The following is a 21,741-nucleotide window of genomic DNA, read 5'->3' on the forward strand; positions in this document are numbered from 1 at the left end:
AACTGAACAATGGCTGACTTGCAGAAGATCGTTGACGACCTCTCGAGCCTCACCGTGCTCGAAGCTGCTGAACTCGCGAAGCTCCTCGAAGAGAAGTGGGGCGTTTCGGCTGCCGCGGCTGTCGCCGTGGCCGGCCCGGCGGGTGCTGGCGGCGGCGCTGCCGCTCCGGCGGAAGAGAAGACCGAGTTCACGGTCGTTCTCGCCAGCGCCGGCGACAAGAAGATCGAGGTCATCAAGGAAGTCCGCGCCATCACCGGTCTCGGCCTGAAGGAAGCAAAGGACCTCGTCGAGGGTGCTCCGAAGCCGCTGAAGGAAGGCGTGAACAAGGAAGAAGCCGACAAGATCAAGGCCCAGCTCGAGAAGGCTGGCGCGAAGGTCGAGCTGAAGTAACGCAAGTTACTTCAGCGAAATCCCGGGCTCGCGAAGCGAGGCCCGGGATCTCGTCCGAAGATCGTGGATGGCCGGGTCAAGCCCGGCCATGACGACCTGAAAGACAGGGGCCGAATGCAAAAGGCATGCGACGGAACGACCCTACGCAGGCCGAACACGAAAAAGTGTGGGGATTTGAGGGTTTGACCCTCGAATCTGCACTATTGTCGCCCCATATCGGGTCGGCAGCACGAAAGCGCGGTGGGCAGGGATGCCGGATTTCCCTGTAAGCCGTTGGGAGAGCAGGCTATTTCGGGCTTTTGCAGTCCGTGAAGACGATCGTTGTGACGGGCGGGCGCGCATCTGCGCCCCGCGCGTCGTTTTGCGTTTTGAAGGTCTGAAGAACGGATTCAGGACATTCGCACCTGAAGCTGCGTCTCTGGCCCCCAAGACGGGTTCGAAAATTCAACCCGGAAAGCGGTGGCAGCCGCGTTCCGGACGGCGCGCCCAGAGCGGGCGACGAAAATGAGAGGCCACGATGGCGCAGCAGACATTCACCGGTCGCAAACGCGTTCGCAAGTTCTTCGGACACATCAAGGAAGTCGCCGAGATGCCGAACCTCATCGAGGTTCAGAAGGCGTCCTATGACCAGTTCCTGATGGTCGACGAACCCCCGGGCGGCCGTCTCGACGAGGGTCTGCAGGCGGTGTTCCGCTCGGTGTTTCCGATCTCCGACTTCTCGGGCACCTCGATGCTGGAATTCGTCCGCTACGAGTTCGAGCAGCCGAAATACGACGTCGACGAGTGCCGCCAGCGCGGCATGACCTTCGCCGCACCCCTCAAGGTGACGCTGCGCCTCATCGTGTTCGATATCGACGAGGAAACCGGCGCCAAGTCGGTGAAGGACATCAAGGAGCAGGACGTCTACATGGGCGACATCCCGCTCATGACGATGAACGGCACCTTCATCGTCAATGGCACCGAGCGCGTCATCGTCTCGCAGATGCACCGGTCGCCCGGCGTGTTCTTCGATCACGACAAGGGCAAGACCCATTCCTCGGGCAAGCTGCTGTTCGCAGCGCGCGTCATCCCGTATCGCGGCTCCTGGCTCGACATCGAGTTCGACGCCAAGGACATCGTCTATGCGCGTATCGACCGTCGCCGCAAGATTCCGGTGACGTCGCTGATGTTCGCGCTCGGCCTCGACGGCGAAGCGATCCTGTCCACGTTCTACAAGAAGATCCTCTACAAGCGGACCAAGGAAGGCTGGCGCGTTCCGTTCGACGCCAACCGTTTCCGCGGCTACTCGACCGTCAACGACCTGATCGATGCCGACACCGGCAAGGTCGTGCTCGAGGCCGGCAAGAAGCTCACCGTCCGCGCCGCCCGCCAGCTCCAGGAGAAGGGGCTGAAGGCGCTGCGCATGGCGGACGAGGAGCTGGTCGGCAACTACGTCGCCGAGGACCTCGTCAATCCGAAGACCGGCGAGATCCACGCCGAAGCCGGCGAGGAGATCACCGACAAGCTGATGAAGGCTCTCAACGAGCAGGGCTACAAGGAGCTGCCGCTGCTCGACATCGACCACGTCAATGTCGGTCCCTACATTCGCAACACGCTCGCGGCCGACAAGAACATGACGCGTGAGGACGCGCTGTTCGACATCTACCGCGTCATGCGTCCGGGCGAGCCGCCGACGCTGGAATCGGCCCAGGCCATGTTCCAGTCGCTGTTCTTCGACGCCGAGCGCTACGACCTCTCCGCGGTCGGCCGCGTCAAGATGAACATGCGCCTCGACCTCGATGCGCCGGACACCCAGCGCACGCTGCGCAAGGAGGACATCCTCTCCGTCATCAAGACGCTGGTGGATCTGCGCGACGGCAAGGGCGAGATCGACGACATCGACCATCTCGGCAACCGCCGTGTGCGTTCGGTCGGCGAGCTCATGGAGAACCAGTACCGCATCGGCCTGCTGCGCATGGAGCGCGCGATCAAGGAGCGCATGTCCTCGGTCGACATCGACACGGTCATGCCGCAGGACCTGATCAACGCGAAGCCTGCGGCTGCCGCCGTGCGCGAGTTCTTCGGCTCCTCGCAGCTCTCGCAGTTCATGGACCAGACCAACCCGCTCAGCGAGATCACCCACAAGCGCCGTCTCTCGGCGCTTGGACCGGGCGGTCTGACCCGCGAGCGCGCCGGCTTCGAGGTGCGCGACGTGCATCCGACGCATTACGGCCGCATCTGCCCGATTGAGACGCCGGAAGGTCCGAACATCGGCCTGATCAACTCGCTCGCGACCTTCGCGCGCGTGAACAAGTACGGCTTCGTCGAGACGCCGTATCGGAAGGTCAAGGATGGTCGTGTCACCGACGAGGTCGTGTACCTGTCGGCGATGGAGGAAGGGCGCTATTCCGTGGCCCAGGCCAACGTGCCGGTCGACGCCAAGGGCCGCTTCACCGAAGACCTCGTGGTCTGCCGCTCGAGCGGGACGCGCGACGTCGTGCCGATGACGCCCGACAAGGTCGACTACATGGACGTGTCGCCGAAGCAGCTCGTTTCGGTCGCCGCGGCGCTGATCCCGTTCCTCGAGAACGACGACGCCAACCGCGCGCTGATGGGCTCGAACATGCAGCGCCAGGCGGTGCCGCTGGTCCGCGCCGAGGCGCCGTTCGTCGGCACCGGCATGGAGGGCGTCGTTGCCCGTGACTCCGGCGCCGCGATCGCGGCGCGCCGCTCGGGCGTGATCGACCAGATCGACGCCACCCGCGTCGTCATCCGCGCCACGGAAGATCTCGATCCGACCAAGTCGGGCGTCGATATCTACCGTCTGATGAAGTACCAGCGCTCAAACCAGTCGACCTGCATCAACCAGCGTCCGCTGGTGAAGGTCGGCGACATCGTCAAGAAGGGCGACATCATCGCCGACGGTCCGTCGACCGATCTCGGCGAGCTCGCGCTCGGCCGGAACGTGCTGGTCGCGTTCATGCCGTGGAACGGCTACAACTTCGAAGACTCGATCCTGCTCTCCGAGCGGATCGTGAAGGAAGACGTCTTCACCTCGATCCACATCGAGGAGTTCGAGGTGATGGCCCGCGACACCAAGCTCGGACCTGAGGAAATCACCCGCGACATTCCGAACGTCTCGGAAGAAGCGCTGAAGAACCTCGACGAAGCCGGTATCGTCTACATCGGTGCGGAAGTGCGCGCCGGTGACATCCTCGTCGGCAAGATCACGCCGAAGGGCGAAAGCCCGATGACGCCGGAAGAGAAGCTCCTGCGCGCCATCTTCGGCGAGAAGGCCTCCGACGTCCGCGACACCTCGCTGCGCGTTCCTCCGGGCGTGCAGGGCACGATCGTGGAAGTGCGCGTGTTCAACCGTCACGGCGTCGACAAGGACGAGCGTGCGCTGGCGATCGAGCGGGAAGAGATCGAGCGCCTCGCCAAGGACCGCGACGACGAGCAGGCGATCCTGGACCGCAACGTCTACAACCGTCTTGCCGAGCTGCTCGAGGGGCGGCAGGGCATTGCGGGTCCGAAGGGCTTCAAGAAGGACACCAAGATCACCCGTGCGGTGCTCGAGGAGTACCCGAAGTCGCAGTGGTGGCTGTTCGCTTCGCCCAACGACAAGCTGATGGCCGAGATCGAGGCCATGCGAAAGCAGTACGACGAGTCGAAGAAGGGGCTGGAACAGCGCTTCCTCGACAAGGTCGAGAAGCTTCAGCGCGGCGACGAATTGCCGCCCGGCGTGATGAAGATGGTCAAGGTCTTCGTCGCGGTGAAGCGCAAGATCCAGCCCGGCGACAAGATGGCCGGCCGCCACGGCAACAAGGGCGTGGTGTCGAAGATCGTGCCGATCGAGGACATGCCGTTCCTCGAAGACGGCACGCATGCCGACATCGTGCTCAATCCGCTCGGCGTGCCCTCGCGCATGAACGTCGGACAGATCCTCGAGACCCATCTCGGCTGGGCCTGCGCCGGTCTCGGCAAGCGTATCGGCCAGACGGTCGATGCCTATTTGTCGAAGCAGGACATCAAGCCGCTGAAGGAAACCTTGAAGAGAGTCTACGGCGAGGACGAGACGATCAAGTCGCTCAACGACAACGAGCTGCTCGAACTCGGCCATAACCTCAGCCGCGGCGTGCCGATCGCGACGCCGGTGTTCGACGGTGCCAAGGAAGCCGATATCGAGGAGATGCTGAAGCTTGCCGGTCTCGATGCTTCGGGGCAGTCGACCGTCTATGACGGCCGCACCGGCGATCCGTTCGATCGCAAGGTGACGGTGGGCTACATCTACATGCTCAAGCTGCACCATCTCGTCGACGACAAGATCCATGCGCGTTCGATCGGTCCGTACTCGCTCGTCACCCAGCAGCCGCTGGGCGGCAAGGCGCAGTTCGGCGGTCAGCGCTTCGGCGAAATGGAGGTGTGGGCGCTCGAGGCTTACGGCGCGGCGTACACGCTCCAGGAGATGCTGACGGTGAAGTCGGACGACGTCGCCGGCCGCACCAAGGTGTACGAGGCGATCGTGCGCGGCGACGACACGTTCGAGGCCGGTATTCCGGAATCGTTCAACGTGCTGGTCAAGGAAATGCGCTCGCTCGGCCTCAACGTCGACCTGCACAACTCCAAGATGGGACCGGCGCCGACGTCGGAAGCGGCCGAGTAATTCGACCTGTCATGCCCGGCCTTCACGGCCGGGCATTGGCGCCCCTCCCGAGGCCTTGAGGGCAGGGCGCCCCGCTTGAGTGATTTTCGAATTTGCGGCCGGAGGCGACCGGCACGCGAGGAGAAGACGATGAACCAAGAAGTTATGAATCTCTTCAACCCGACGACGCCGGCTCAGGTCTTCGACCAGATCCGGATCTCGATCGCGTCCCCCGAGAAGATTCTGTCCTGGTCCTACGGCGAGATCAAAAAGCCCGAGACCATCAACTACCGGACCTTCAAGCCCGAGCGCGACGGTCTGTTCTGCGCCCGCATCTTCGGGCCGATCAAGGATTACGAGTGCTTGTGCGGCAAGTACAAGCGCATGAAGTACAAGGGCATCATCTGCGAGAAGTGCTCGGTCGAGGTCACGCTGTCGCGCGTCCGGCGCGAGCGCATGGGCCATATCGAGCTCGCAGCCCCCGTCGCCCACATCTGGTTCCTGAAGTCGCTGCCCTCGCGCATCGGCCTCCTGCTCGACATGACGCTGAAGGATCTCGAGCGGATCCTCTACTTCGAATACTACGTCGTGCTCGAGCCGGGCCTCACCGCGCTGAAGGACCGCCAGCTCCTGTCGGAAGACGAGTATCTGAAGGCGCAGGACGAGTACGGCCAGGATTCCTTCACCGCCATGATCGGTGCCGAGGCGATCCGCGAGCTGCTCAAGGGCATGGACCTCGAGAAGCTCGAAGCCTCGCTGCGTGCCGAGATGCAGGAGACCGACTCCGACATCAAGCACAAGAAGCTCGCCAAGCGCCTGAAGATCGTGGAAGCGTTCCGCCACTCCGGCAACAAGCCGGAATGGATGATCATGACCGTGGTCCCGGTGATCCCGCCGGACCTGCGTCCGCTGGTGCCGCTCGACGGCGGCCGCTTCGCGACGTCGGACCTGAACGACCTCTACCGCCGCGTCATCAACCGCAACAACCGCCTGAAGCGGCTGATGGAGCTGCGCGCGCCCGACATCATCATCCGCAACGAGAAGCGCATGCTTCAGGAGGCGGTCGATGCGCTGTTCGACAACGGCCGGCGCGGCCGCGTCATCACCGGTGCCAACAAGCGCCCGCTGAAGTCGCTCGCCGACATGCTCAAGGGCAAGCAGGGCCGCTTCCGCCAGAACCTGCTCGGCAAGCGCGTCGACTATTCGGGCCGTTCGGTGATCGTGGTTGGTCCCGAGCTGCGCCTGCATCAGTGCGGCCTGCCGAAGAAGATGGCGCTCGAGTTGTTCAAGCCGTTCATCTATTCGCGGCTCGACGCCAAGGGCCTGTCCACCACCGTGAAGCAGGCCAAGAAGCTGGTCGAGAAGGAGCGACCCGAGGTCTGGGACATCCTGGACGAGGTGATCCGCGAGCATCCGGTGCTGCTCAACCGCGCGCCGACGCTGCATCGCCTCGGCATCCAGGCGTTCGAGCCCGTGCTGATCGAGGGCAAGGCGATCCAGCTTCACCCGCTGGTCTGCTCCGCGTTCAACGCCGACTTCGACGGCGACCAGATGGCCGTGCACGTCCCGCTGTCGCTCGAGGCGCAGCTGGAAGCGCGCGTCCTGATGATGTCGACCAACAACATCCTGCATCCGGCGAACGGCCAGCCGATCATCGTGCCGTCGCAGGACATCGTGCTCGGTCTGTACTACGTCTCGATCATGCGCGAAGGCCTGCCCGGCGAAGGCAAGGTGTTCGGCGACATGGCCGAGCTCGAGCACGCGCTGCATGCGAAGGTCATCCACCTCCACACCAAGATCAAGTACCGGTGGGAAGGCATGGATGAGACCGGCAAGGTCTCCAAGCGCTGGATCGAGACCACCGCCGGCCGCGTCATGCTCGGCAACCTGCTGCCGAAGAATCCGCGGATCTCGTACGAGATCATCAACAAGCTGATGACGAAGCGCGAGATCTCGGGCGTCATCGACCAGGTCTACCGCCACTGCGGCCAGAAGGAGACGGTGATCTTCTGCGACCGCATCATGGCGCTCGGCTTCTACAATGCGTTCAAGGCCGGCATTTCGTTCGGCAAGGACGACATGGTCGTGCCGCACGGCAAGTGGAAGATCGTCGACACCACTCGTACGCTGGCGAAGGATTTCGAGCAGCAGTACAACGACGGTCTGATCACCCACGGCGAGAAGTACAACAAGGTCGTCGATGCCTGGTCGAAGGCCACGGAAGAAATCGCCAAGGCGATGATGAAGGAGATCTCCGCCACCAAGAAGACGGCGAGCGGAGCCGACGCCGACATCAATTCGATCTACATGATGGCTCACTCCGGTGCCCGCGGTTCGCCGGCCCAGATGCGCCAGCTCGCCGGCATGCGCGGCCTGATGGCCAAGCCGTCGGGCGAGATCATCGAGACGCCGATCATCTCGAACTTCAAGGAAGGCCTCTCGGTGCTCGAGTACTTCAACTCGACCCACGGCGCCCGCAAGGGCCTCGCGGACACCGCGTTGAAGACCGCGAACTCCGGCTACCTGACCCGTCGTCTCGTCGACGTGGCGCAGGACTGCATCATCACGCAGAGTGACTGCGGCACCAAGCTCGGCATCAAGATGCGCGCCATCGTCGACGCCGGCACCGTGGTCGCCTCGCTCGGCTCGCGCATCCTCGGACGCACGGCCTGCGAAGACGTGCGTGACGGCTCGGGTAAGGTGATCGTCAAGCGCGACACGCTGATGGAAGAAAGCCACGTGGATGCCATCCATCAGGCCGGCATCCAGGAGGTGAAGATCCGCTCGGCGCTGACCTGCGAACTCGTCAACGGCATCTGCGGCAAGTGCTACGGCCGCGACCTCGCCCGCGGCACGCCGGTCAATCACGGCGAAGCGGTCGGCGTCATCGCGGCGCAGTCGATCGGCGAGCCGGGCACCCAGCTCACCATGCGCACCTTCCATATCGGCGGTGCGGCGCAGCTCAACGAGCAGTCTTTCGTCGAAGCCAACTTCGACGGCAAGATCGTGATCAGGAACAAGTCCATCGCCCGCAACAGCGAAGGTCACCTGATCGCGATGGTGCGCAACATGGTCGTTGCGATCGTCGATGCCGACGGCACCGAGCGTGCGACGCACCGTATCCAGTACGGTTCGCGCCTGCACGTCGACGAGGGCGACATGGTCAAGCGCGGCCAGCGTATCGTGGAGTGGGATCCCTACACCCGTCCGCTGCTCACCGAAGTCGAGGGAACCATCGGCTTCGAGGATCTGGTCGAGGGTCAGTCGATCTCGGAAACGCTCGACGAAGCCACGGGTATCGCCAAGCGCGTGGTCATCGACTGGCGCTCGACGCGCGGCGGCTCGGACCTGCGTCCGGCCATCGTGGTCAAGGGCAAGGACGGCAAGGTGCTCAAGCTCGCCCGTGGCGGCGATGCCCGCTACATGCTGTCGGTCGACGCCATTCTCTCGGTCGATATCGGAGCCAAGGTCCAGCCGGGCGATATCCTCGCCCGTGTCTCGACCGAAAGCGCCAAGACGCGTGACATCACCGGCGGTCTGCCGCGGGTGGCGGAACTGTTCGAGGCTCGGCGCCCGAAGGATGCGGCGATCATCGCCGAAATCGCGGGCACCATCCGGTTCGGGCGCGACTACAAGAACAAGCGTCGCATCTCGATCGAGCCGATGGACAAGACCGACGAGCCGCGCGAGTACCTGATCCCGAAGGGCAAGCACATCCACCTTCAGGACGGCGACGTCGTCGAAAAGGGCGACTTCATCGTGGAAGGCAACCCGGCGCCGCACGACATCCTTGCGGTGAAGGGCATCGAGGAACTCGCGGCCTATCTGGTCAACGAGATCCAGGAGGTCTACCGGCTGCAGGGCGTGCTCATCAACGACAAGCACATCGAGGTGATTGTCCGTCAGATGCTCCAGAAGGTGGAAATCACCGATCAGGGCGATACGGACATGATCTCCGGCGAGCAGGTCGACAAGATCGAGTTCGACGCGCTGAACGCGAAGGCCAAGGAAGAGGGCAAGAAGCCCGCCACGGGAACGCCGGTCCTGCTCGGCATCACCAAGGCGAGCCTCCAGACCCGGTCCTTCTTCTCGGCGGCATCGTTCCAGGAGACCACCCGCGTCCTCACAGAGGCGGCGGTCAACGGCAAGATCGATCCGCTCGAAGGCCTCAAGGAGAACGTCATCGTCGGCCGGCTGATCCCGGCGGGTACCGGCGCCTCCATGGCCAAGATCCGCGAAGTCGCCATGAAGCGCGACAAGCTGATCCTGGATGAGCGCGAGAAGCAGGCGGCCGTCGTGTCGCCCGCGCCGGAAGCGGAGCCGATGGCGCTGCCGCCTGCGGAATGATGATTCATCCGTAGGAATACTGGGGACAATGAAAAGGCCGGCTTTTGCCGGCCTTTTTTTGCTGTTTCCTTCGCCTGCTGCGATGCGGGAAAATCTTTGTTCATCTTTCCTTCAGCCGCAAAAGCGCTTCTGCTAGGAGAGCTTAGCCCGGTGGTCCCGCGACGGGGCAGGGGCCGAAGACCACGGAACTCTCATGCTTGATCTCGCAATCGTAGGCGGCGGCCCCGGCGGGCTGATGAGCGCCTGGTATCTGAAGCGCAAACTCGGCGATCTCTGCCGCGTCACCATCTACGAGGCCTCCGACCGGCTCGGCGGCAAGATCGTCACGCGCAAATTCGATTCGGCGCCCGCCATGTACGAGGCCGGCGTTGCCGAGATCTACGATTACTCGATGACCGGCCCCGATCCGCTGCGCGAGCTGATCCAGCATTTCGGCCTCCAGACCATTCCCATGGACGCCGAGCAGGTGCATTTCGGCGGCGAGCTCCTCAATGACGTGCCGGGCATGCGCCGCAAGTACGGCGCCAAGACCGCGGCCGCGATCGAGGCGTTCCGCAAGCGCTGTACCGAGGTGATGTCGCCGATCGAATATTACGAGGGCGTCGGCGCGCACGACAACGAGAATCCCTGGGCCTACAAGACCGCCGAGCAGGTGCTCGACGAGGAGGTCGAGGACGACACGGCAAAGCGTTTCTTCAAGGTGATGGCGCGCTCCGACATCGCGACCGAGAGCCACAACACCAACGGTCTCAACGCGCTGAAGAACTATCTGATGGATGTCGACGGCTATATCGGCCTCTATTCCATCCAGAATGGCAACGAGCAGCTGATCGAGTGCCTGCAGTCGGAGGTCAATGCCGACATCCAGCTCAATCACCGCGTGCTCACCGTCGGCAAGGCGCCGACCGGCCGCTATCAGCTCAAGATGATGAACGGCAAGGGACCGGAGACCCGCGACTTCGATCTCGTGCTGGTCTGCCTGCCGCATTCCTGGCTCGCCACCCTCGGCTGGGAGGGCGAGCAGCTGCGCAAGTCGATGGTCAAGCACGTCGCCTATTTCGACCGCCCCGCGCATTATCTGCGCGTCTCGATCCTGTTCGACGAGCCGTTCTGGGGCGAGAAGATTCCGGGCGCCTGGTTCATGTCGGAGGCCTTCGGCGGCTGCTGCGTTTACAACGAGGGCGCGCGCCACGACGTCGGCAAGCATGGCGTTCTGAACTGGCTCATTCCCGGCTCCGACGCGCTGGCTTTTGCCAATCTGTCGGATCAGGAGCTGATCGATGCCGCCCTGAAATCGCTGCCGGCTTCCCTCGGCGATGCGCGTTTGCATTTCATGGAAGGCAAGATCCACCGTTGGCTGTCGTCGGTGAATGCGCTGCCGGGCGGCTTGCCCGTGCGCGACGTCATGACCAATCACCGGCCCGAGCCGAAGGAGCATCCCGGCATCGTGGTGGTCGGCGACTATCTGTTCGATTCGACGCTGAACGGCCTGCTCGACTCCTCGGACGCGGCGACCGACATCATCCTGACCGAGATGATGCGCCTGCGCCGCGAACGCGCGCAGCAGAACGAGCCGCTCTCGAACAAGATCGATCGCGATTATTTCGAGAACTATCGCGGCCTCGGCCCCTATCACGAAGCGTGGCGGCACTTCACCGATCCCGATTACCTCGCCAGGCTGATCGACATCGTCTGGGGCAAGGCTGCGGGGGCCAAGCTGCTGGTCGCGGGCTCCGCCAGCGGCGAGCTGGTCGGCGCGCTGCGCGATCGCGGCATCGACGCATGGGGAATCGAGAACAATCGGGCCATCCATGCCAAGACGCCGAAAGCGCTGAAGAAGTACAACAAGCTCGGATCAATCACCGACCTGCCGTTCAAGGACGGCACGTTCGACTTCGTCTTCGAGACCAGCCTCTGCCACGTCTCCCCGAAGCAGGTGACCCGCGCCATCCGCGAGCTCAACCGCGTGGTCAAGACCGGCCTCGTGTTCGGCTCGATCACCTCGGACATGGCGCCGGCATTGATCGACCGCTACGACCTCCTGCGTGGGGTCAAGAAGCTCGGCACCTGGTGGGAATGGTCCGAACTGTTCTTCGGCAACGGTTTCGAGCTTTCGATGCACCGCAAGGATTGTACCGATGCGCTCTGGGAGGCGACGCTCGCCGCCAACAAGGGGCCGGGGCAGTGGTATGCGGACGCGGACTCCTTGCGCTATTCGTTCTTCGATAAAGTCGAGGACGAGGACTAGCCGCGGGGCAGGTCGGATTCGCCAATTGTTTTGCCGAATTCATCCTGATCGCATAGAATCGGTGCAATAGCGGTTGCCGCTATTTTCTGGTTCTCTCTGCGGTCAGGCCGGCCGTCAGCATCGGTTGGTTTCATGGCGTCCAAGCCCCTCCCGCCCGACAAACAGAAGCTCGCCGCGGAAGAGGCGGCCGAGCTCGACGACAAGCTTGCCCTCGCCAAGCCGGACCTCGAAGACGACGAGGATCAGGAGGATGACGAGCTGGAGCTCGACGACGAGGACGAGGACCTCGTCGTCTTTACCGCGCGGGAAGCCGCCGGCGCGCTCGCGACCATCGTCGGGTTCGTCAAACCCTATCTCTCCAACTACAAGCGGATGCTGTCGTTCGTCGCATTCGGCGTCGTGGTCGAGACGTTGTTCAACGTCATCATGCCGCTCAGCCTCAAGTTCCTGATCGACGACGCACTCGGCGAGGAGGATTTTCAGGCGCTCTATAAGATACTCGGCGCGCTCGCCGTCGCCGGCATCTTCACTTCGATCGTTGCGGTCTGGTACGAGCGCTGGGACGCGCGGCTTGCCGCCTGCATCATCTCCGATGTCCGCAAGCGCCTGTTCGAGCACGTCCAGGACCTGCCGGCGGCCTATTTCGGCCGCACCAAGCGCGGCGAGATCCTGTCACGCTTCTCGGTCGACCTCTCGGCCTTCGAAGGCTCGGTCAAGACCTTTGCCAACAGCGCCGCGCTGCCGTTCCTGGAGTTGATCGCCGGCATCATCCTGATGCTGTTCCTGAACTGGCAGCTCGCGGTGGTCGCGCTTCTGGTGTTCCCGATCACGCTGATTGGCCCGCGCATCCTCACGCCGAAAGCGGTGCAGGCCAATTACGAGCAGAAGCTCAACGAGAGCGCGCTGCTCGGAATGGTGCAGGAGAACGTGGCGGCGCAGGCCGTGATCAAGGCGTTCAGCCTGCAACGCAAGATGTTCGGCTTCTTCACCTTGCGCAACGACGAGACCCGCAACAAGATCGCCTCGGCCGCGTTCCTGTCGACCATGGTGGAGCGGACGGTCACCGTCTCGGTGCTGCTCCTGCACCTCGTGGTGCTCGCGATCGGCGCCTATCTGGCGACCAAGGGCCAGATCACCATCGGCACCTTCGTCACCTTCGAGAGCGCGTTCTGGGAGGTCTCCTACAACATCGCCCACGTGATGCACTTCATCCCGGTGTCGATCTCCTCGGCCGCCGCGATCCGCCACATCCAGGAGCTGCTGGACGAGCCGACCCGCGGTGCCGATCGCCCCGGCGCGCCCGATCTGCCGCGCATCACCAACGACATTACTTTCGATCACGTCACCTTCCAGTACGAGGGCAGTCAGACACCGGTACTGGACAATCTCAGCCTCAAGCTCAAGGCCGGCAAGCGCATCGCCATCGTCGGCCCCTCAGGCTCCGGCAAGAGCACGCTGCTCAATCTGATTCTGCGGCTCTACGTGCCCAATGAAGGCCGCGTCACCATCGACGGCGTCGATGTCCGCAAGGTGACGTTGGATTCGCTGCGTCGGAGCATGGCGGTGGTGTTCCAGGAGAATATGCTGTTCAACATGTCGATCCGCGAGAACATCCGGCTCGGCAAGGAGGGGGCGACCGACGAAGAGGTGGAGGAGGCGGCCAAGAAGGCCGAGATCCACCGCTACATCATGAGCCTGCCGCAGCAATACGACACGCAGGTCGGCGAGCGCGGAGACACGCTGTCGGGTGGCCAGCGCCAGCGCATCGCGATCGCGCGTGCGATCATCCGTAACCCATCCGTTCTGCTGCTGGACGAAGCCACCTCGGCCCTCGACCAGACCACGGAAGCCGCGATCAACCGCACGCTGCTGAAGCTCGCCAAGGGCCGCACCATGATTTGGTCGACCCACCGCCTCGCGTCGGTGGTCGAGATGGACGAGATCATCGTGATTTCAGGGGGCAGGGCGATCGAGCGCGGCTCCCATGCCGAGCTGCTCGCCAAGAACGGCACCTATCGCAAGCTGTGGAACGATCAGATCCACCAGCCGCATGGCGTGTCGGCTCACGCCGACGACGACAGCGACGAGGACGACGAGGACGAGGAGGAGTGACCGGAGGCGTTCGGCTCCAAGGGAGCCGGCTTGGCCGATCCATGTCTCGTCTCCCAAGCGCGTGTGGTCCAGCACCGACTCATTGATTCTGTTGCGCAAGGCGTTCGGCCGACGTGGAGCCGCCAACTTTTTTCGACAAGCGGTTTGGGGGATCGGCCCCCGCGGATCGACCACTCCCATCGAAATCCCCGCGAGACCGCCCAACGCGGCACGCCGGGAATGCTGGAAAGCCTGTTCGCCAGCCGTCAGATCTGTGTATGGGCAGAAAAAAGCCCTCTGTTTGATAATAAAACTATATTTAATCCGGGTATAATCCTCTTTCGAGCCTAGCAGATCGGACTCTTCGTTCCCATGTCGGACGGGTGCGCGGAGGCGGCCAGGAGGCTATTTCTGCAGGCACGTGAGGCGCTTTGTGACTGTCGTTTCACCTTGACTTGACCGATTCTCACTTATAGAAAGCGCCTCACTTAACGACAGGCGGTGAGCATCGCCAGCGTCGGAACGGGCCACCCGTTGATCCCCAAGGACTAGATCCATAAGGGGTCGTAAAGGCGGGCACCAACCTCGACGAATGCCGCTCAAACGCTGTCGATCATAGCTAGGCAATGCCAGTGCGACTTTAGTTCTCTTGAGCATGTTCTCTTGAGATCGAATTCGGATGCATGACCTCAGTGCGCGGGCCGCGGCGTTACGCTGAACGGCCTCACTACTGCGGTCCTCTGTGGCGTCGAAGCGCTTTCCGCTCGTTGATGGAGCGGTTGGCGCAATTTCGCTTTGCGTGGGTTATTTCGCGCAAGGTGGCCCCTCGGGCGGGTGGCTCGAACAGAATTTGCGGACCCGGTGACGGGCCGCGGCAAGACAGCGGACCCGAGAGGGGCCGCGGCAGAAAAAGGGTGAAGGCCAGAATGCCGACGATCAACCAGCTGATCGCTCAACCGCGGGAAGTGCAGAAGTCGCGCAAGAAGGTGCCGGCGCTGCAGCAATCGCCGCAGAAGCGTGGTGTTTGCACGCGCGTCTACACCACGACCCCGAAGAAGCCGAACTCGGCGCTTCGTAAGGTTGCCAAGGTGCGCCTGACCAACGGCTTCGAGGTGATCGGCTACATCCCCGGCGAGGGTCATAACCTCCAGGAGCACTCGGTGGTCATGATCCGCGGCGGCCGCGTCAAGGACTTGCCCGGCGTGCGCTACCACATCCTCCGCGGCGTTCTGGATACCCAGGGCGTCAAGAACCGTAAGCAGCGCCGTTCGAAGTACGGCGCCAAGCGTCCGAAGTAAGCGGGAACCAAGCCTATGTCTCGTCGCCACTCTGCGGAAAAGCGCGAAGTTCTCCCGGATCCGAAGTTCGGGAACATCATCGTCACGAAGTTCATGAACTCGGTGATGTACGCCGGAAAGAAGTCGGTCGCCGAAGGTATCGTCTACGGCGCGTTCGGCATCATCGAGTCCAAGACCAAGCAGAACCCGCTCGGCGTGTTCGAGCAGGCGCTCGAGAACGTCATGCCGACGATCGAGGTGCGCTCCCGCCGCGTCGGCGGCGCGACCTATCAGGTTCCGGTCGAGGTTCGCTCGACCCGCCGGCAGGCCCTGGGCATCCGCTGGCTGATCGCGGCCGCGCGCGAGCGCAATGAGAAGACGATGACCGAGCGGCTCTCGGCGGAGCTCTTGGACGCATCGAACAACCGGGGGAACGCCGTCAAGAAGCGCGAAGACGTGCACCGCATGGCGGAAGCCAACCGCGCCTTCTCGCATTATCGCTGGTAACGGCGAAACAAACGGACTCGCAAGGAACACCCCATGCCCCGCCAACATGCCATCGAGGACTACCGTAACTTCGGTATCATGGCGCATATCGACGCCGGCAAGACCACGACGACCGAGCGCATCCTCTATTACACCGGCAAGAGCCACAAGATCGGCGAAGTGCACGAAGGTGCCGCGACGATGGACTGGATGGAGCAGGAGCAGGAGCGTGGCATCACGATCACCTCGGCTGCGACCACCGCCTTCTGGAACGGCAAGCGCCTGAACATCATCGACACGCCCGGCCACGTCGACTTCACCATCGAAGTCGAGCGTTCTCTGCGCGTGCTCGACGGCGCCGTCTGCGTGCTCGACTCCAACCAGGGCGTCGAGCCCCAGACCGAGACCGTCTGGCGCCAGGGCGACAAGTACAAGGTTCCGCGTATCGTCTTCGCCAACAAGATGGACAAGATCGGTGCGGACTTCTTCAAGTGCCTGTCCGACATCGTTGACCGTCTGGGTGCCAAGCCCGTCGCGATCCAGCTCCCGATCGGTGCCGAGAACAACTTCAAGGGTCTCGTCGATCTCGTGAAGATGAAGGGCGTCGTCTGGAACGATGAATCGCTCGGTGCGAAGTTCGATTATGTCGATATTCCGGAAGATCTCGTCGACCAGGCCAAGGAATACCGCGAGAAGATGGTGGAAGCCGCCGTCGAGCTCGACGACGACGCCATGGCCGCCTATCTCGACGGCAAGGAGCCGGACGAGGCGACGCTGAAACGCCTGATCCGCAAGGCGGTGCTGACCGGCGCGTTCTATCCCGTGCTGTGCGGCTCGGCCTTTAAGAACAAGGGCGTGCAGCCGCTGCTCGACGCCGTCGTCGACTATCTGCCGTCGCCGCTCGACGTGCCCGCGATCAAGGGCACGGACGACAAGGGCAACGAAGTCGTGCGCAAGGCGGACGACAAGGAGCCGCTGGCGCTGCTCGCGTTCAAGATCATGGACGACCCGTTCGTCGGCACCATCACCTTCTGCCGCATCTATTCCGGCATTCTGCAGAGCGGCACCGGCGTCGTGAACTCGACCCGCGAGAAGAAGGAACGGATCGGGCGCATGCTGTTGATGCATGCAAACAACCGCGAGGACATCAAGGAAGCCTATGCCGGCGACATCGTCGCGCTGGCCGGCCTGAAGGAAGCGCGCACCGGTGACACGCTGTGCGATCCCGACCATCAGGTCATCCTCGAGAAGATGGAATTCCCCGAGCCGGTCATCGAGATCGCGATCGAGCCGAAGTCCAAGGCCGACCAGGAGAAGCTGGGCGTGGCGCTGGCCAAGCTCGCGGCGGAGGATCCGTCCTTCCGCGTGTCGACCGACCATGAGTCCGGCCAGACCATCCTCAAGGGCATGGGCGAACTCCATCTCGACATCAAGGTCGACATCCTCAAGCGCACCTACAAGGTCGACGCCAACATCGGCGCGCCGCAGGTGGCGTTCCGCGAGCGCATCACCAAGCGGGTGGAGCACAGCTACACCCACAAGAAGCAGACCGGCGGTACCGGCCAGTTCGCGGCCGTGTCGTTCATCGTCGAGCCGAACGAGCCCGGCAAGGGCTTCGAGTTCGAATCGAAGATCGTCGGCGGTGCGGTGCCGAAGGAATACATCCCCGGCGTCGAGAAGGGCCTGGAGAGCGTGCTGTCGTCCGGCGTGGTCGCGGGCTTCCCCGTGGTCGACGTCAAGGTGCAGCTCGTCGACGGCAAGTATCACGACGTCGACTCGTCGGCGCTCGCCTTCGAAATCGCTTCGCGTGCCTGCTTCCGCGAAGCGCTGCAGATGGGCAAGTCCGTCCTGCTCGAGCCGATCATGAAGGTCGAAGTTGTGACCCCGGAAGACTACACCGGCTCGGTCATCGGCGACCTGAATTCCCGGCGCGGTCAGATCCAGGGGCAGGACATGCGCGGCAACGCCAACGTCATCAATGCGATGGTGCCGCTCATGAACATGTTCGGTTACGTGAACAACCTGCGCTCCATGAGCCAGGGTCGCGCGACCTTCACCATGCAGTTCGACCACTACGCAGAAGCGCCGGCCAACGTGTCGGCAGAAGTCCAGAAGAAGTTTGCCTGATTATCGTCGGTCTCAAGCCGACGATTGAACGGAGAGTCAAATGGCCAAAGCAAAGTTTGAACGTACCAAGCCGCACTGCAACATCGGCACCATCGGTCACGTCGACCATGGCAAGACGTCGCTGACCGCGGCGATCACCAAGATCCTCGCCGAGACCGGCGGTGCGACGTTCACCGCGTACGATCAGATCGACAAGGCGCCGGAAGAGAAGGCGCGCGGCATCACCATCTCGACCGCGCACGTCGAGTACGAGACCACGAACCGCCACTACGCCCACGTCGACTGCCCCGGCCACGCCGACTACGTCAAGAACATGATCACCGGCGCCGCCCAGATGGACGGTGCGATCCTGGTCGTGTCGGCCGCTGACGGCCCGATGCCGCAGACCCGCGAGCACATCCTGCTCGCCCGCCAGGTCGGCGTGCCCGCGCTCGTCGTGTTCCTCAACAAGTGCGACATGGTCGACGACCCGGAGCTGCTCGAGCTCGTCGAGCTCGAAGTCCGCGAGCTGCTCTCCAAGTACGAATTCCCCGGCGACAAGATCCCGATCATCAAGGGTTCGGCGCTTGCCGCTCTCGAAGACTCCGACAAGAAGCTCGGCCACGACGCCATCCTCGAGCTGATGCGCAACGTCGACGAGTACATTCCGCAGCCGGAGCGTCCGATCGACCAGCCGTTCCTGATGCCGGTTGAAGACGTGTTCTCGATCTCGGGCCGCGGCACCGTCGTGACCGGCCGTGTCGAGCGCGGCGTCGTCAAGGTCGGCGAGGAAATCGAGATCGTCGGTCTGCGTGCGACCCAGAAGACCACCGTCACCGGCGTCGAAATGTTCCGCAAGCTGCTCGATCAGGGCCAGGCCGGCGACAACATCGGCGCGCTGCTCCGCGGCACCAAGCGCGAGGACGTCGAGCGCGGCCAGGTTCTGGCCAAGCCGGGTTCGGTCAAGCCGCACACCAAGTTCAAGGCTGAGGCCTACATCCTCACCAAGGAAGAGGGCGGTCGCCACACCCCGTTCTTCACCAACTACCGTCCGCAGTTCTACTTCCGCACCACCGACGTGACCGGTGTCGTGCACCTGCCGGAAGGCACCGAGATGGTGATGCCGGGCGACAACATCGCGATGGAAGTGCACCTGATCGTGCCGATCGCGATGGAAGAGAAGCTTCGCTTCGCGATCCGCGAAGGCGGCCGCACCGTCGGCGCCGGCGTCGTCGCCTCGATCATCGAGTAATTACGAGAAAAGGGACGGCGAGTAGCGAATGGTGACATTCGCTATTCGCTATTCGCCACCCACTGAAGAGAGACCACGGCAATGAACGGCCAAAATATTCGTATCCGTCTCAAGGCGTTCGACCATCGTATCCTCGATACGTCGACCCGTGAGATCGTGAACACGGCGAAGCGCACCGGCGCGCAGGTCCGCGGACCGATTCCGCTGCCCACCCGCATCGAGAAGTTCACCGTCAACCGTTCGCCCCACGTCGACAAGAAGAGCCGCGAACAGTTCGAGATGCGCACTCACAAGCGCCTGCTCGACATCGTCGATCCGACCCCGCAGACCGTCGATGCTTTGATGAAGCTCGACTTGGCCGCCGGTGTCGACGTCGAGATCAAGCTCTAAGATTTTGGATCCCGTTCGCCAAAAGCGGACAAAGAGAACAGGAAGCAAGCCGATGCGCTCCGGAGTGATCGCACAAAAGGTCGGGATGACGCGGGTCTTCACGGAGGCTGGCGAACATATCCCCGTGACCGTGCTGAAGCTCGGCAATTGCCAGGTCGTAGGCCACCGCACCGAAGAGAAGAACGGTTACGTCGCGCTCCAGCTCGGTTCGGGCAGCCGCAAGACCGTTTACATGCCCAAGGCCGAGCGCGGCCAGTTCGCGGTCGCCAAGGTCGAGCCGAAGCGCCGGGTCGAGGAATTCCGCGTCTCTGCGGATGCCATGATCCCGGTCGGCGCCGAGATCCAGGCCGACCACTTCGTCGTCGGCCAGTTCGTCGACGTCACGGGCACCTCGGTCGGTAAGGGCTTCGCCGGCGGCATGAAGCGCTGGAACTTCGGCGGTCTGCGCGCCACGCACGGTGTGTCGATCTCGCACCGCTCGATCGGTTCGACCGGTGGCCGTCAGGACCCCGGCAAGACCTGGAAGAACAAGAAGATGCCCGGCCACATGGGTGTCGATCGCATCACCACGCTCAACCTTCGCGTCGTCCAGACCGATGTCGAGCGGGGCCTGATCCTCGTCGAAGGCGCCGTTCCGGGCTCCAAGGGCGGTTGGATCCGCGTGCGCGATGCCGTCAAGAAGCCGCTGCCGAAGGAAGCTCCGAAGCCCGGCAAGTTCAAGGTTGCTGGCGACGCGGAAGCCGCTCCGGCTACGCAGGAGGCGTGAGATGGAATTGAAGGTCACCACCCTCGAAGGTAAGGAAGCCGGCTCGGTCCAGCTCTCCGACGCCATTTTCGGCCTCGAGCCGCGCGAGGACATCATCGCGCGCTGCGTGCAGTGGCAGCTCAACAAGCGCCAGGCCGGCACGCACAAGGCCAAGGGCCGCGCCGAGATCTGGCGCACCGGCAAGAAGATGTACAAGCAGAAGGGCACCGGCGGTGCTCGTCACGGCTCGGCCCGCGTGCCGCAGTTCCGCGGCGGCGGCCGTGCCTTCGGTCCGGTGGTGCGTTCGCACGCCACCGACCTGCCGAAGAAGGTCCGCGCCCTGGCGCTCAAGCATGCGCTCTCGGCCAAGGCCAAGGACGGCGATCTCGTCGTGATCGAGAAGGCCGCGCTCGAGACCGCCAAGACCAAGGCGTTGCTCGGCCACTTCTCGGGCCTCGGGCTCACCAATGCGCTGATCATCGACGGCGCCGAGCTCAACAACGGTTTCGCCGCCGCGGCTCGCAATATCCCGAACATGGACGTGCTGCCGATCCAGGGCATCAACGTCTATGACATCCTGCGCCGTCAGAAACTCGTTCTGACCAAGGCCGCCATCGATGCGCTGGAGGCGCGCTTCAAATGAGCAAGAACATCGAGCCTCGCCACTACGACGTGATCCTGTCGCCGGTCGTGACCGAAAAGGCGACGATCGCTTCGGAGCACAACAAGGTGCTTTTCAAGGTGGCCGCCAAGGCGACCAAGCCGCAGATCAAGGAAGCGATCGAGAAGCTGTTCGACGTCAAGGTCAAGAGCGTCAACACGCTGGTCCGCAAGGGCAAGGTCAAGGCCTTCCGCGGCACCATCGGCTCGCAGTCGAACAGCAAACGCGCGATCGTGACTCTCGAAGAGGGTCACCGGATCGACGTCACCACCGGTCTGTAAGGTCGTACGACGATGGCACTGAAGACATTCAATCCCACGACGCCAGGCCAGCGCCAGCTGGTCATGGTCGATCGTTCGGCCCTCTACAAGGGCAAGCCGCTCAAGGCGCTCACCGAGGGCAAGAAGTCCTCGGGCGGCCGCAACAACACTGGTCGCATCACCGTGCGTTTCCGCGGCGGTGGTCACAAGCAGACGCTGCGCACCGTCGACTTCAAGCGCGAGAAGGTCGACGTCCCCGCGACCGTCGAGCGGCTGGAGTATGATCCGAACCGCACCGGCTTCATTGCGCTGATCAAGTATCAGGACGGCGAGCAGGCCTACATCCTGGCGCCGCAGCGCCTGGCCGTGGGTGACACCATCATTGCCGGCAACTATGTCGACGTGAAGCCGGGCAACGTCATGCCGCTCGGCAACATGCCGGTCGGCACGATCATCCACAACATCGAGGTCAAGATCGGGAAGGGCGGCCAGCTCGCCCGTTCCGCCGGCACCTACGCCCAGCTCGTCGGTCGCGACCAGGATTACGTGATCATCCGCCTGAACTCGGGCGAGCAGCGCCTGGTGCACGGCCGTTGCCGCGGCACGATCGGCGCGGTGTCGAACCCGGATCACATGAACACCTCGATCGGCAAGGCCGGTCGCAAGCGTTGGATGGGCCGCAGGCCGCACAACCGCGGTGTCGCGATGAACCCGATCGACCATCCGCACGGCGGTGGTGAAGGTCGCACTTCGGGCGGTCGTCACCCGGTCACTCCGTGGGGCAAGCCGACCAAGGGCAAGAAGACCCGTACCAACAAGTCGACCAACAAATTCATTCTCCTAAGCCGCCACAAGCGGAAGAAGTAA

Annotated in this window: 14 protein-coding genes; all 14 read left to right on the plus strand. The window is 63.2% G+C overall.

Features of this window, described 5'->3' with window-relative positions; translation table 11 throughout:
- Positions 1-9: 9 nt before the first annotated feature.
- The 14 genes from rplL (at position 10) to rplB (ending at position 21,741) form a co-directional block, all read left to right on the plus strand.
- Complete coding sequence (gene rplL / locus EAV90_RS31520) at positions 10-390, plus strand: 50S ribosomal protein L7/L12 (protein ID WP_122402689.1); 381 nt, start codon at positions 10-12, stop codon at positions 388-390.
- A 517-nt stretch (positions 391-907) separates the two neighbouring features.
- A complete protein-coding gene (rpoB, locus tag EAV90_RS31525) occupies positions 908-5,032 on the plus strand; it encodes a DNA-directed RNA polymerase subunit beta (protein WP_122402690.1) in 4,125 nt (1,374 codons plus the stop codon).
- Between the two features lie 129 nt (positions 5,033-5,161).
- Positions 5,162-9,358: a DNA-directed RNA polymerase subunit beta' gene (gene rpoC / locus EAV90_RS31530; RefSeq protein WP_122402691.1), complete on the plus strand. Its 4,197-nt coding sequence runs from the start codon at positions 5,162-5,164 to the stop codon at positions 9,356-9,358.
- 193 nt (positions 9,359-9,551) lie between these two features.
- On the plus strand, positions 9,552-11,606 hold the full coding sequence (locus EAV90_RS31535) for an FAD-dependent oxidoreductase (protein ID WP_122402692.1): 2,055 nt from the start codon (positions 9,552-9,554) through the stop codon (positions 11,604-11,606).
- Positions 11,607-11,738: 132 nt separating this feature from the next.
- Positions 11,739-13,718: an ABC transporter ATP-binding protein gene (locus EAV90_RS31540; protein WP_129145683.1), complete on the plus strand. Its 1,980-nt coding sequence runs from the start codon at positions 11,739-11,741 to the stop codon at positions 13,716-13,718.
- A gap of 905 nt (positions 13,719-14,623) precedes the next feature.
- Positions 14,624-14,995, plus strand: coding sequence for a 30S ribosomal protein S12 (gene rpsL, locus EAV90_RS31545; protein ID WP_007603006.1), 372 nt, complete (start codon positions 14,624-14,626; stop codon positions 14,993-14,995).
- 15 nt (positions 14,996-15,010) lie between these two features.
- The gene (gene rpsG / locus EAV90_RS31550; RefSeq protein ID WP_018647239.1) at positions 15,011-15,481 is read left to right on the plus strand and encodes a 30S ribosomal protein S7; all 471 of its coding nucleotides are present in this window, start codon (positions 15,011-15,013) and stop codon (positions 15,479-15,481) included.
- A 33-nt stretch (positions 15,482-15,514) separates the two neighbouring features.
- Positions 15,515-17,587 carry an elongation factor G gene (fusA, locus tag EAV90_RS31555; protein WP_122402694.1) on the plus strand — a complete coding sequence of 691 codons (2,073 nt, stop codon included), beginning with the start codon at positions 15,515-15,517 and terminating at the stop codon, positions 17,585-17,587.
- A gap of 40 nt (positions 17,588-17,627) precedes the next feature.
- Positions 17,628-18,818, plus strand: a complete 1,191-nt coding sequence (tuf, locus tag EAV90_RS31560; protein ID WP_027574053.1) for an elongation factor Tu — start codon at positions 17,628-17,630, stop codon at positions 18,816-18,818.
- Between the two features lie 81 nt (positions 18,819-18,899).
- The gene (gene rpsJ / locus EAV90_RS31565) at positions 18,900-19,208 is read left to right on the plus strand and encodes a 30S ribosomal protein S10 (protein ID WP_002712302.1); all 309 of its coding nucleotides are present in this window, start codon (positions 18,900-18,902) and stop codon (positions 19,206-19,208) included.
- Positions 19,209-19,260: 52 nt separating this feature from the next.
- Positions 19,261-19,974, plus strand: coding sequence for a 50S ribosomal protein L3 (gene rplC / locus EAV90_RS31570; protein ID WP_122402695.1), 714 nt, complete (start codon positions 19,261-19,263; stop codon positions 19,972-19,974).
- Between the two features lies 1 nt (position 19,975).
- A complete protein-coding gene (rplD, locus tag EAV90_RS31575) occupies positions 19,976-20,596 on the plus strand; it encodes a 50S ribosomal protein L4 (protein WP_091894751.1) in 621 nt (206 codons plus the stop codon).
- Entirely contained in the window at positions 20,593-20,895 is a 303-nt protein-coding gene (locus EAV90_RS31580; RefSeq protein WP_025036992.1) for a 50S ribosomal protein L23, read from the plus strand. The genes rplD and EAV90_RS31580 overlap by 4 nt, the downstream gene beginning before the upstream one ends.
- A gap of 12 nt (positions 20,896-20,907) precedes the next feature.
- On the plus strand, positions 20,908-21,741 hold the full coding sequence (rplB, locus tag EAV90_RS31585) for a 50S ribosomal protein L2 (protein ID WP_060736369.1): 834 nt from the start codon (positions 20,908-20,910) through the stop codon (positions 21,739-21,741).

Origin of the sequence: Bradyrhizobium vignae (assembly GCF_004114425.1) — a bacterium.
Lineage (GTDB): Bacteria > Pseudomonadota > Alphaproteobacteria > Rhizobiales > Xanthobacteraceae > Bradyrhizobium > Bradyrhizobium vignae.